Origin of the sequence: Streptomyces sp. NBC_00536 (assembly GCF_036346295.1) — a bacterium.
GTDB lineage: Bacteria > Actinomycetota > Actinomycetes > Streptomycetales > Streptomycetaceae > Streptomyces.
In genome coordinates this window covers 7,550,819-7,563,251 of sequence record NZ_CP107819.1, presented here as the reverse complement: position 1 = coordinate 7,563,251, position 12,433 = coordinate 7,550,819, and the positions used below count along the sequence as shown (strand labels likewise).

At 73.4% G+C, this 12,433-nt stretch carries 9 protein-coding genes; 5 read left to right on the top strand and 4 right to left on the bottom strand.

From position 1 onward, the window contains the following. Positions 1–59: 59 nt before the first annotated feature. Positions 60–2,501, top strand: coding sequence for a DEAD/DEAH box helicase (locus tag OHS33_RS32330; RefSeq protein ID WP_330333959.1), 2,442 nt, complete (start codon positions 60–62; stop codon positions 2,499–2,501). A gap of 39 nt (positions 2,502–2,540) precedes the next feature. Here OHS33_RS32330 and OHS33_RS32325 read toward each other — a convergent pair whose 3' ends face one another. Further along, positions 2,541–3,485, bottom strand: coding sequence for a DUF1906 domain-containing protein (locus OHS33_RS32325; RefSeq protein ID WP_330333958.1), 945 nt, complete (start codon positions 3,483–3,485; stop codon positions 2,541–2,543). Between the two features lie 102 nt (positions 3,486–3,587). Further along, a complete protein-coding gene (locus tag OHS33_RS32320; RefSeq protein WP_330333957.1) occupies positions 3,588–5,015 on the bottom strand; it encodes a glutamate decarboxylase in 1,428 nt (475 codons plus the stop codon). Between the two features lie 302 nt (positions 5,016–5,317). On the opposite strand from OHS33_RS32320, the gene melC1 reads away from it, so the two are divergent. Then, the gene (melC1, locus tag OHS33_RS32315; protein ID WP_330333956.1) at positions 5,318–5,707 is read left to right on the top strand and encodes an apotyrosinase chaperone MelC1; all 390 of its coding nucleotides are present in this window, start codon (positions 5,318–5,320) and stop codon (positions 5,705–5,707) included. Next, entirely contained in the window at positions 5,707–6,543 is an 837-nt protein-coding gene (melC2, locus tag OHS33_RS32310; RefSeq protein ID WP_330333955.1) for a tyrosinase MelC2, read from the top strand. Before melC1 ends, melC2 begins: the two co-directional genes overlap by 1 nt. Positions 6,544–6,572: 29 nt before the next feature. Here melC2 and OHS33_RS32305 read toward each other — a convergent pair whose 3' ends face one another. Together OHS33_RS32305 and OHS33_RS32300 are read right to left on the bottom strand one after the other, a co-directional pair. Beyond that, on the bottom strand, positions 6,573–7,271 hold the full coding sequence (locus OHS33_RS32305) for a response regulator (protein WP_330333954.1): 699 nt from the start codon (positions 7,269–7,271) through the stop codon (positions 6,573–6,575). After that, a complete protein-coding gene (locus OHS33_RS32300; protein WP_330333953.1) occupies positions 7,268–8,851 on the bottom strand; it encodes a sensor histidine kinase in 1,584 nt (527 codons plus the stop codon). The genes OHS33_RS32305 and OHS33_RS32300 overlap by 4 nt, the downstream gene beginning before the upstream one ends. A 105-nt stretch (positions 8,852–8,956) precedes the next feature. Between OHS33_RS32300 and OHS33_RS32295 the strand changes: the two genes are divergently transcribed. Then, positions 8,957–10,387: a cation:dicarboxylate symporter family transporter gene (locus OHS33_RS32295; protein ID WP_330333952.1), complete on the top strand. Its 1,431-nt coding sequence runs from the start codon at positions 8,957–8,959 to the stop codon at positions 10,385–10,387. A 278-nt stretch (positions 10,388–10,665) separates the two neighbouring features. Continuing rightward, positions 10,666–12,420 (top strand): S8 family peptidase, encoded by a 1,755-nt coding sequence (locus tag OHS33_RS32290; RefSeq protein ID WP_330333951.1) that lies wholly within the window; start codon positions 10,666–10,668, stop codon positions 12,418–12,420. Positions 12,421–12,433 lie beyond the last annotated feature (13 nt).

The window sequence follows — 12,433 nt, the reverse complement described above, 5'->3', positions numbered from 1 at the left end:
GGCAGGATAGTGACTGGAGCCAAATGGGCTGATCAGACGGGGCGAGTGGAGAACAGCGGATGGCGAGGAAGGTCCTGCGTCCGCATCAGCGCGAGGCCGTCGACGCCGTCGTGCGGGCACTGGAGCTGCCCGTGGGAAGGCGGGTGCCCGAGGCCGGGCTGCGCACCCAGGTGATCATGGCCACCGGTTCCGGGAAGTCGCTGGTGGCCGTCCGCTCCGCCGAGGCCCTGGGGGCCGGGCGGGTGCTGGTCCTGGTGCCCTCGCTCGACCTGCTGGTGCAGACCGTCACCGCCTGGCGCGAGGGCGGCCGCACCGGGCGCTTCCTCGCCGTGTGCTCGCTGCGCGGGGCGGAGGCGGGCGTGCCCAGCACCACCGATCCCGAGCGGATCGCGCAGTGGTGCCGTCCGGTGCCGCGGGTCACGGTCTTCGCCACCTACGCCTCGCTCGGCCTCGGCATCCTCGAACGGGCGCACCTGGCCGGGCTGCCGGGCTGGGACCTGATCGTGGTCGACGAGGCCCACCGTACGTCCGGACGGATCGGCAAGCCCTGGGCCGTGGTGCACGACAACACCCGGATCCCGGCCGTCCGCAGGCTGTACATGACCGCAACGCCCCGCATCTGGCAGGACCCCGAGAGCGCTGACGAGGCGGCGGGGGCCGCGGAGTCCCGCCCCGCCCCCGGCCGGGTGCCCGGCGGGGTGCTGGTCGCCTCGATGGAGGACGACCCGGACGGGCCGTTCGGCGCCCGCTGCCACACCCTGTCGCTGTCCGAGGCCATCGACCGGGGCATCTGCGCGCCGTACCGGGTGGTGTGCGTGGACGTCAGCGATCCGCAGTTCCAGGCGGCGGTGCTGCTGGGGCCGCAGGGGCGCTCGGACGCGGTGCGCGGGGCCCGGCTGGCGGCGCTGCAGACCGCGCTGGTCAAGGCCGCCGCCGATCAGGGCTTCCGGCGGACCCTGGTCTTCCACCACCTGACGAGGGAGGCCGAGGCGTTCGCGGCGGGGCTGCCCGCGGTGGCCGCGCGGCTGCGGATGACCAGCCGGACCCCCCGCCCGGTGTACCCCCGCACGGTGTGGGCGGACTGGCTGGGCGGGCAGCATCCGGCGGCGCACCGGCGGCGGGTGCTGGACGCCTTCGCGGCCGAGCGGATCGCGGAGAAGGCCTTCCTCGGCAGTGTGCGGGTGCTCGGCGAGGGGGTCGACACCAAGGAGTGCGACTCCGTCTTCTGGGCGGATGTCCGGGACTCGATGCCGGACCTGGTCCAGGCCGTGGGCCGGGCCCTGCGGATCCGACCCGGGGAGGGGAAGGTCGCCTCGCTGGTGGTGCCGGTGCTGCTGGGGCCGGGCGAGACCCCGGAGACGATGCTGACCTCGCGGGCGTACGGGAGCCTGGCGCGGCTGCTGGAGGCACTGCGGGCGCACGACAGCAGGCTCGTGGAAGCACTGGCCCAGCCGCAGCGGCCCAGCGGGTCGCCTGGCCTCTCGGCGACGGCCGGGGCGGGGGGCCCGGCGGGCACCGGGCCCGAGGGGCTGCTGAGCTTCTCCACGCCCCGCGATCCGGCGCTGCTGGCCGCCTTCATCCGGTTGCGGGTGCTGCACCCTGAGCACGAGCACTGGCGGCGCGGGCTGGCGGCCGCCGGGATCTACGCCGCCGCGGCCGGGGACCTGAAGGTGCCGTTCGGGTTCAAGGCGCCCGCGGGCGGGGAGGGCTGGCCGCCCGGGCTCGCCCGGTTCCCGCTCGGGCAGTGGATCTCGGACGCGCGGCGCGCGTACCGCCGGGGCACCCTCGGCAAGCAGCGGACCGCGGAACTGGACGCGCTCGGCATGGTGTGGAGCGCCTTCGACGTGGCCTTCGAGGAGGGGCTCACCGCGGCCCGCGCGTGGGCCGCCGAGCACGGGCACCTGCTGCCGCCGGTGGATGCCACCTGGGAGGGGCACCCGGTCGGCATCTGGGTCAAGAACCAGCGTGCCGCGGCCCGGCGCGAGGGCCCCGGGGAGCTGTCGGCGGAGCGCCGCCAGGCCCTGGAGGACATCGACCCGGGCTGGTGTCCGGACTGGGACATCTCCTGGCAGCGGGCCTACCGGCTGACCCGTGCCCGGCTGGAGGCGGGCGGCGCCCTGCCGCCGGCCCCCGGGGAGGTGCACGTGCAGGGCGAGGACCTGGGGCTGTGGGTGCGGGCACAGCGCCTGGGCTGGGACCGGCTGACGGGGGCGCAGCGCTGGCTGCTGGAGCACACCCTGGGCACGGGTCCGGCGCAGGAGTCCGAACGCCCCCGGGCGCGCCGGGCGCACGCCGACGCGTGGGCGGCGAACCTGGCCGCCGCCCGCCGGTTCCGGGAGCGGGAGGGCCACCTGCGGGTGCCGCGCGGCCATGTCGAGCCGGTCGGCGGGGAGGAGCTGCGGCTGGGCTCCTGGATCGCCAACCAGCGCTCCCGGGCGGCGGGCCTGACCCCGGAGCGGCGGGCGGCCCTGTCGGAACTGGGCATGCGCTGGTCGTCCTGAGCGGCCGGAGCCCCCGCTGCGAACCAGGCAGACCGCGGGTCAGCCGCCGGAGCGCGCCGCGGGGGTGGCGACCGGGGCGTCGATCAGGTTGCGGTCGATGGTGAGGGTCACCCCGCCGTGGGTCTCCCGTACGTTGCCGCGGTACTGGTGGATCCGCCGGTGGCCCTGCCACAGCCCGGCGGCCAGGGCGCCGCTGTCCGCCGTGTCCGCCCGCTGGTCCCAGCGGGCGTACCAGACCGCGTCCGGCAGCGGCGAGGTGCCCGCCCGGGCCGCGGCGGCCAGGTCGGCGAGGCCGGAGCCGAGGCTGGAGTAGTAGCCCGCGCGGTGCCCGGCCCGGTGCAGGCGCTGGGTCCAGCCGCTGGCGAAGTCGACCACGGCCTGCGCGCACCGCGGGTCGCCGGAGTGGTAGGCCTCGATGTCCAGGTACACGGGGGTGCCGCCGCCGAGGCCCAGCGCCCGGAGTCCGGCGAGCGCTTCGTCGGCTTCGGCGCGGCCCTGTTCGACCGCCCGTGCCGGATCGATCCTGCTCGGCTTGTGGGCGTACGACGTGCAGGGCGCCTGGCGTCCGATGTGGACCGGGACCAGCCGCCAGCCCATGGCCTGGACCCGGCGGACCCAGTCGGCCGTGAGCCGCGGCTGGGCACAGTGCCGCTGGCCGCCACTGGTGTAGATGCCGACGGCCCCGTACGGCGAGTGGTCCCACCAGGCCCGCATGGCCGCGACCGAGGGCGCCGCGCACGCGTCGAAGCCCTCGCCCCGGAACACCTCGGGGGCCCGGCCCGGCGGTCCGTGGTCGGGCAGCACCCGCGGGGTGATGCCCCGGAGCGTGGCGGACCTGGGTCCGGGCGACCCGGGCCCGGGCCCGCCGCCCGCCAGGGCCGGGGCCGCCGCCGGACCGGGCAGCACGAGGGCGGCGGCGAGCGCGGCGAGCGCGGTCGCACGGAGTCGGGGCACGCGGATGCGGGGCACGCGGAGTCGGGTCATGCCTCCCACGGTCCGTCCGCCGCCCCCGGCACCGGGGCAGCCCGCGCCGGGCGGCGGCCAAGTTCATCCGTGCGCGGCGGCGGACGCCACTGATGACACGCTTCAGTGGTGGAAGCCCGGCTGCGGGGCGGCCACGGCGGTCGGGGGTGCCTTCGTCAGGTGGTCCACGGCCCTGCGCAGGTCGCCGACCAGCAGGGCGATCTGATCGCGGGTCACCCCGTGCCGGATCAGGACGCGCTGGACGACCGTCTCGCCCCGGTCGGCGGGCAGCGGATAGGAGGGCACCTGCCAGCCGCGCATCCGCAGCCGGTCGGAGAGGTCGTAGAGGGTGAAGCCGGCGGATCCGGGGTCGGTGAGGGCGTAGCAGACGGCGGGGAGGCCGCCTTGGCCGTCGTACAGGAGGGTGAAGGGGCCCATGGCGCGGATCTCGCCGGCCAGGTAGCCCGCGGTGTCGGCGCAGGCCTGCTGGACGCGCCGGTAGCCGCCCCGGCCCAGGCGCAGGAACAGGTAGTACTGGGCGATGATCTCGCCGCCGGGGCGGGAGAAGTTGAGGGCGAAGGTGGGCATGTTGCCGCCGAGGTAGTCCACCTTGAAGACGAGTTCCTCGGGCAGCAGGTCGGCGGTGCGCCAGACGATCCAGCCGACGCCCAGCGGCGCGAGCCCGTACTTGTGGCCGGAGGTGTTGACGGAGGCCACCCGGGTGAGGCGGAAGTCCCAGACCACGTCGGGGTGCAGGAAGGGGGCGACGAAGCCGCCGCTGGCCGCGTCCACGTGGACGGGGACATCCCAGCCGTGTTCGGCCTGGATCCGGTCGAGGGCGGCGGCGATCTCGGCGACCGGCTCGTAGTCGCAGGTGTAGGTGACGCCGAGGATCGCGACGACCCCGATGGTGTTCTCGTCGACGTACGTGGCGAGCTGATGGGGGAGCAGGCCGGTGGCGCCGGGCTCCAGCGGCACCTGGCGCAGTTCCACGTCGAAGTAGCGGGCGAACTTCTCCCAGCAGATCTGCACCGGTCCGCAGACCAGGTTGGGGCGGTCGGCCGGCTTGCCCTCGGCGCGGCGGCGGGCGCGCCAGCGCCATTTGAGGGCGAGCCCGCCGAGCATCGCGGCCTCGCTGGAGCCGGTGGTGGAGCAGCCGGTCGCGGCGCCGCCGGGCGGGGCGTTCCACAGGTCGGCGAGGATGTTGACGCAGCGCGCCTCGATCTCGGCGGTCTGCGGGTACTCGTCCTTGTCGATCATGTTCTTGTCGATGCACTCGCTCATCAGACGGCGGGCGCCGTCGTCCGACCAGGTGGTGCAGAAGGTGGCCAGGTTCTGGGCCGCGTTGCCGTCGAGCAGCAGTTCGTTGTGGAGCAGGGAGTAGACGACCTCGGTGGGCGAGTGCTCCTCCGGCATCCGGTACTTGGGCAGTACCTGGCCGCTGAGCGGGGACGCGAACACGTCGGTGGCGAAGTCTGTGCCGATGTCCGGGCGGCCGTCCCCCGTGCGGGCGGCTCCGGAGGGTACGTCCTTCATCTCGTGAAGTGCCATATCGGGACTATAAGGTCGCGCTGCCCCGTACCGGCGGGACGTCGGCGGGGCGGATCCGGAAGGTCAGGTCGACCCACCGCTTCCGGTCGACTCCGCAGTGTGACCCTTCACATAGTCGTCACATATGCCAGGAGATCTTGCGGTCGCATATCGTCTCAACAGGCGATCTTCCCGTTCGGGCCACTGGAGACGGTTCGGACGGGAAGATCACCGATCTGGTTTTCCACACAACTTATCCGCAGATGTCCTGTTCCAGGCCCACTGGTTGGGCGGCCCGCACCGCGGTGAACATCCTTCGTCCCATGAACCAGATCACCCGCCGACGGGCCCTCGGGACCACCGCCGGCGCACTCACCGTCCTCGGCCTCGCCGCCACCGCGCACGCGGCCACCCTCCCCGCCACCGCGACCGTGCCCACACCCCGCACGGGCGACGCCCTCGACGAGGTCTACCAGGGCCGCCGGATCGAGATAACCCCCGCCCAGGGCGGCGGCCACCACGGCGGCCACCACTCCCCCGGGACCCCGACGGTCCGGATAGACGGCGCCGAACTGCACGTGATGCGCAACGCCGACACCAGCTGGATCAGCGTCGTCAACCACTACGAGACCTTCCCCGACCTGCCCTCCGTGGCCCGCGCCGCGGTGCGCGAACTCCAGGGCGCCCCCCTCGTCCCGATGGGCGGCATGTGATGGCCGTGCGCAAGAACCAGGCGACCCTGACCGCCGACGAGAAGCGCGCCTTCACCTCGGCGCTGGTGGAACTCAAGCGCACCGGCGTCTACGACCGGTTCGTCACCACCCACAACGGCTTCATCATGGCCGACACGGACAGCAGCGACCGGGTGGGCCACCGCTCCCCCTCCTTCCTGCCGTGGCACCGCCGCTTCCTCATCGAGTTCGAGACGGCCCTGCGCAGAGTCGACCCGGCCGTGACCCTCCCCTACTGGGACTGGACGGCCGACCGCACCTCCCGCTCCTCGCTGTGGGCCGCCGACTTCCTCGGCGGCACCGGCCGGGCGCGCGACGGCCAGGTCCTGGACGGGCCCTTCGCCTACGCCGCCGGGAAGTGGCCGGTCAACGTCCGCGTCGACAGCCGCAATTACCTGCGCCGCGCGCTCGGCACCGGCGTCACCGAGCTGCCGACGAAGGCCGAGGTGGACTCCGTGCTCGCCCTGCCGGTCTACGACACGGCCCCCTGGAACAGTGCCTCCAACGGCTTCCGCAACAACCTGGAGGGCTGGCGCGGGGCCAACCTGCACAACCGCGTGCACGTGTGGGTGGGCGGCCAAATGGGCACCGGGGTCTCCCCCAACGACCCGGTGTTCTGGATGCACCACGCCTACGTCGACAAGCTCTGGGCCGAGTGGCAGGCCAGGCACCCGCAGTCGCCGTACCTGCCCGCCGCGGGCACCCCGGACGTGGTGGACCTGCACGACGTGATGCGGCCGTGGAACGACGTGACCCCGGCGGACATGCTCGACCACCGGAAGTTCTACACCTTCGACACCGAGCCCGCCCGGGTCTGACGACCCGGCCGGAGCCGCTTTCACCACGCCTAAGTCGTCCAGCGGTAGTGCAGTTCGGGGCGGCCGACCTGGCCGTACCGGGGCGCGCGGGCGGCCCGGCCGGTGTCCACGAGGTGCTCCAGGTAGCGCCGGGCGGTGATCCGGGAGGTGCCCGCCGCCTCGGCCGCCCCGGCCGCCGTCAGCCCCTCGGGCGCCGCCCGCAGCAGCGCGGCGAGCCGGTCCAGGGTGGGTGCGCTCAGCCCCTTGGGCAGCTCGGCGGGGCGCGGCGGGCGCAGCGCGGCCAGTGCCCGGTCCACGTCGTCCTGGCCCGCGGCCTCTCCGGCGGCGGCGCGGAACTCGGCGTAGCGCAGCAGCCGTTCGCGCAGGGTCGGGAAGGCGAAGGGCTTGAGCACGTATTGCACGACGCCGAGCGAGACGCTCTCCCGGACCACCGCGAGGTCCCGGGCCGAGGTCACCACGATCACGTCCACCGGGTGCCCGGCGGCGCGCAGTCCGCGGGCGAAGCGGAGCCCGTTGCCGTCGGGCAGGCCGAGGTCGAGCAGCAGCAGATCGACCCGGGTCCGTTCCAGGGCCCGGGTCGCCTCCGCGAGGGAGTGCACCGCGGCAACGGCGGTGAAGCCGGGGACCCGGCCGACGTAGAGCGCGTGCGCGGCGGCGGCGACGGGGTCGTCCTCGACCACCAGCACCCGCACCGGCGGCGCCTCGCCGCGCACGTCCTCGCCGCTCATGTCCGCGCCCCTGCCGCGAGCGGCAGCCGTACGGTGAACTCCGCGCCCCCGCCGCTCACTTCGGCGGCGCTCACGCTGCCGCCGTGCCGGTGCGCGGCCTGGCGCACGAGGGCGAGGCCGAGCCCGCGCCCCGCTCCCTTGCCGGACCAGCCGCGCCGGAACACATCGGCTCCGGCGGGCAGCCCGGGCCCGTTGTCGGCCACCCGCAGCAGCAGTTCCCCTTCGCCGGGGCGGACGGTGACGCGGACCCGTCCGCCCGGGGTGCCCGTCAGCGCGTCCACCGCGTTGTCGATGAGGTTGCCCAGCACCGTGACCAGGTCACGGGCCGGGGGCGCCGCGTCGGCCGCGGCCAGCGGCCCGCTGTCGGGGGTGATCACGAGTTCCACTCCGCGTTCGTGCGCCTGGGCCGCCTTGCCCAGCAGCAGGGCGACCAGGACGGGCTCGCCGACGGCGGTGACCACCTCGTCGGTGAGGGCCTGGGCCAGCTCCAGTTCGGCGGTCGCGAACTCCACCGCCTCCTCGGCGCGGCCGAGTTCGATCAGGGACACCACGGTGTGCAGCCGGTTGGCCGCCTCGTGGGCCTGTGAGCGCAGTGCCTCGGTGAAGCCCCGCTCGTGGTCCAGTTCCCCGGTCAGCGACTGGAGTTCGGTGTGGTCGCGCAGGGTGACGACGGTGCCGTGCCGGCCGCCGCCCGCCACCGGTGAGCTGTTGACGACCAGGACCCGGTCGGCGCTCAGGTGCACCTCGTCCACCCGGGGCCGGTCGGCGAGGAGGGCGCCGGTGAGCGGTGCGGGCAGGCCCAGCCCGTCCACGGCCCGGCCGCGCACCTCTCCGCGCAGGCCGAGCAGTTCGCGGCCCGCGTCATTGATGAGGGTGACCCTGCGCTGTCCGTCGAGCATCAGCAGGCCCTCGCGGACGGCGTGCAGCGCCGCCTGGTGGTAGTCGTGCATCCGGCTCAGTTCGGCCGCGTTCATCCCGTGGGTGTGCCGGCGCAGCCGGGCGTTGACGACGTACGTTCCCGCGCCGCCGAGCGCGAGCGCGCCCGCCGCGACCCAGAGCAGCGCGGCCAGCTGCCCGCCGAGCCGGTCGCTGATGGCGCGGACCGTGATCCCGGCGCTGACCAGGGCGGTCACCCGGCCGTGGTCGGTGACCGGGGTGACCACCCGGATCGAGGGGCCGAGGGTGCCGGTGTAGGTCTCGCTGAAGGTCTCGCCGCGCAGCGCGGGGGCGGTGTTCCCGAGGAAGCGCTCGCCGATCCGGCGCGGGTCGGGGTGGGTCCAGCGGCGGCCGTCCGGGGCCATGATCGTCACGAAGTCCACGCCGGTGTCGCTGCGCACCCGCTCCGCGTAGGGCTGGAGCGCGGCGGAGGGGTCGGGTCCGCCGACCGCCTCCCGGACGGAGGGCGAGTCGGCCACCGCCCGGGCCGCGGCGCCCGCCTGGCGGCCGGCCGCGTCCTCGGCCTGACGGCGCGCGGTGGCGTAGGCGAAGACCGCGCATCCCGCGACGACCACGGCGACCAGCACCACCTGCATGGCGAAGAGCTGGCCCGCGAGGCTGCGCGGACGGGGGAAACGGAACATGACGCTCAGTGTGCACCCGGCCGTGAACTCAATGAACGCAAGGGTGACCGGGGTCACAGGGTGGGCCATGGTCGGCGCGGGACGTATTCATCTTCAGGAGGCGACGTGGCCGCCAAGCGCGACAAGACCCACTATCTCTACATCGCGGTGATCATCGCGGTGCTGCTCGGCATCGCGACGGGCCTGGCCGCGCCCGGTACGGCCGTCGAGCTGAAGCCCCTGGGCACGGGCTTCGTGAACCTCATCAAAATGATGATCTCGCCCATCATCTTCTGCACGATCGTGCTGGGCGTCGGTTCGGTGCGCAAGGCCGCCAAGGTGGGTGCGGTGGGCGGGCTGGCGCTCGGCTACTTCATGGTGATGTCCACGGTCGCGCTCGCCATCGGGCTGCTCGTGGGCAATCTGCTGGAGCCGGGCAGCGGACTGCACCTGACCGAGGCGGTGCGGGGCGCGGGCGAGGCCCAGGCGAAGGCGGGCGGGGCGCAGAGCACCGCGGACTTCCTGCTCGGGATCATCCCGAAGACGCTGGTGTCGGCCTTCACCGGCGGCGAGGTGCTCCAGACGCTGCTGGTGGCGCTGCTGTGCGGGTTCGCCCTGCAGGCCCTGGGGACGGCGGGCGAGCCCGTGCTGCGCGGGATCGGGCACGTACAGAAGCTGGTCTTCCGGGTGCTCGCGATGATCATGTGGGCGGCGCCGGTGGGCGCGTTCGGGGCGATGGCGGCGGTGGTCGGCGCGACCGGCATCGACGCGCTGAAGTCCCTCGCGGTCATCATGATCGGGTTCTACACGACCTGCCTGCTCTTCGTGATCGTGGTCCTGGGCACCCTGCTGCGGGTGTGTACGGGCGTCAACGTCTTCGCGCTGCTGCGCTACCTGGGGCGCGAGTTCCTGCTGATCCTGTCCACCTCCTCCTCCGAGTCGGCGCTGCCGCGGCTGATCGCGAAGATGGAGCACCTGGGCGTGTCCCGGCCGGTGGTCGGGATCACGGTGCCGACGGGCTACTCCTTCAACCTGGACGGCACCGCGATCTACCTGACGATGTCCTCGCTCTTCATCGCCGAGGCGATGGGCAAGCCGCTGGCGCTGGGCGAGCAGATCTCGCTGCTGCTGTTCATGATCATCGCTTCGAAGGGCGCCGCTGGGGTGACCGGCGCGGGCCTGGCCACGCTGGCCGGCGGCCTCCAGTCGCACCGGCCCGAACTCGTCGACGGCGTCGGCCTGATCGTGGGCATCGACCGGTTCATGAGCGAGGCACGGGCGCTCACGAACTTCGCGGGGAACGCGGTGGCGACCGTACTGATCGGGACGTGGACGAAGGAGTTCGACCACGGCCGGGCCGCCGAAGTCCTCGCGGGGCGGCTGCCGTTCGACGAAGCGAGCCTGACCGACGACGGACACGGCGGGGCCGGGGACGGCGAGTCCGGACACGGCGGGGCCGGGGACGGCGAGGCCCGGGACGGCGGCGGGCGCGACGACGCACGGTCCGCCCCGATGCCCGGACAGACCCCCGGGGACAAAGACGGCGTACCGGCCTAGAGCGGCACGGGCCGGTACGCGCGCCGGACCGGCCGGGCAGGGCTCTCCCCCCACGGTGCCCAGCCCGGCCGGTACCGACACCCCGGAGGCAAGGGCGTTTTTCAGCCAACCTTCCGAGAACTGGCGTGCGGTAAAAGGTACTTCCATATCGGGGCACGCGTCTGACATCTTGCGTCCACCACTTGTTTCGTACGGCCCGGTAGGCACCACCAGCACCACCGGGCCCATCGGAGGACGCATTGATACCCCACATATCCAGCCGACCTCGACGTACCCTCGTGCTGGCCGCCGCCCTCGGCGCCGCACTGACCCTCGGGGCACCCGCCGCGCTCGCCGGCACCGCCCCCGTGACCTCCTCCGGGGCCCCCGCCCCGGCTTCCCGGGCCGCGGCCCCGGCTTCCCAGAGTGCGACCTGGGTTGCCGGCACCCGTGCCTACCTCGTGATCACGGCTCCCGGTGACAGCTCGGCCGTCCGCTCGGCCGTCGCGGCCAACGGCGGCACGGTGTTCTCGAACTTCGACGCCATCGGCGTGATCGTCGCCCACTCCGCCTCCGCCTCCTTCGCGTCCACCATGCGCGGGGTCAGCGGGGTCCAGCAGGTCGGCGCCACCCGTACCTCGGACGTTCCGGCCGACGCCTACAACCCGGCGCTGCCCGCCAACCCGGCGCAGTCCACGACCCCCGCGGGCGAGCCGGTCCGCGCGGACATGAGTCAGATCAAGGCGGACCAGGCCTGGGCCGTCAACCCCGGCTCGTCCTCCGTGAAGGTCGGCATCCTGGACACCGGTGTGGACGACCAGCACCAGGACCTGGCCCCGAACTTCAACGCGGCCGACTCGGTCTCCTGCGCCTACGGCAAGCCCGACACCCGCACGGGCGCCTGGCGTGACGTGGACACCCACGGCACGCACGTCGCCGGCACCATCGCCGCCGCCAAGAACGGCAAGGGCGTCGTCGGTGTGGCCCCGGGCGTGAAGATCTCCGCGGTCCGGGTCGCCGAGCCCGGCAAGTCGTTCTTCTTCGCCGAGAACACCATCTGCGGTTTCGTGTGGGCCGGTGACCACGGATTCAAGGTCACCAACAACAGCTACTACACGGACCCGTGGCAGTTCAACTGCCCGGACAACATCGACCAGGCCGCCATCATCGAGGGCGTCAAGCGCGCCCAGGAGTACGCGGAGAGCAAGGGTTCGCTCCAGATCGCCGCGGCGGGCAACGAGGACTACGACCTCGCCCACAAGACCACGGACTCGGCGAGCCCGAACGACTCGACGCCGACCACCCGGACCATCACGAACGCCTGCCTCGACATCCCGACCGAGCTTCCGGGCGTGGTCACCGTCGCGGCGAACGGCACGGGCACCACGAAGGCCTCGTTCTCCAACTTCGGCGCGGGCGTCATCGACGTGGCCGCCCCGGGCCAGGACGTCTACTCCACCCTGCCGGGCGGCAAGTACGGCACCAAGAGCGGTACGTCGATGGCCACTCCGCACGTCGTGGGCGTGGCCGCGCTCCTCGCGAGCGCCAACCCCGGCATCACCCCGGCCCAGTTGCGCGACAAGCTGGCCACCCAGGCCAACGACATCGCCTGCCCGGCGGACGGCCGCTGCACCGGGACGACGGCGAACAACTCCTTCTTCGGCGAGGGCCAGGTCGACGCGCTGAAGGCGGTCGGCGCCACCCCGCCGCCCGGGAAGTACTTCGAGAACCTCGCGGACTTCGCGATCAACGACAACGCGACCGTCGAGAGCCCCATCACCGTCAGCGGGGTGACCGGCAACGCGCCCACCACCCTCAAAGTCGGCGTGGACATCAAGCACACCTACATCGGTGACCTGAAGGTCGACCTGGTCGCACCCGACGGCAGCGTCTACACCCTGTCCAACCGGGCCGGCGGCGGCACGGACAACATCATCCAGACCTTCACCGTGAACGCCTCGGCGGACGCCGCGAACGGTGTCTGGAAGCTCCGTGTGAACGACAACGCCAACGCCGACACCGGCAAGATCGACGCCTGGAACCTCACCTTCTAGTTCCGGGGAAACC

Coding starts and splice junctions, on each gene's coding strand:
- OHS33_RS32325 (WP_330333958.1), bottom strand. CDS start 3,485: ATGACCCGACTCCGCGTGCCCCGCATCCGCGTGCCCCGACTCCGTGCG.
- OHS33_RS32330 (WP_330333959.1), top strand. CDS start 60: ATGGCGAGGAAGGTCCTGCGTCCGCATCAGCGCGAGGCCGTCGACGCC.
- OHS33_RS32300 (WP_330333953.1), bottom strand. CDS start 8,851: ATGTTCCGTTTCCCCCGTCCGCGCAGCCTCGCGGGCCAGCTCTTCGCC.
- OHS33_RS32305 (WP_330333954.1), bottom strand. CDS start 7,271: ATGAGCGGCGAGGACGTGCGCGGCGAGGCGCCGCCGGTGCGGGTGCTG.
- melC2 (WP_330333955.1), top strand. CDS start 5,707: ATGGCCGTGCGCAAGAACCAGGCGACCCTGACCGCCGACGAGAAGCGC.
- melC1 (WP_330333956.1), top strand. CDS start 5,318: ATGAACCAGATCACCCGCCGACGGGCCCTCGGGACCACCGCCGGCGCA.
- OHS33_RS32320 (WP_330333957.1), bottom strand. CDS start 5,015: ATGGCACTTCACGAGATGAAGGACGTACCCTCCGGAGCCGCCCGCACG.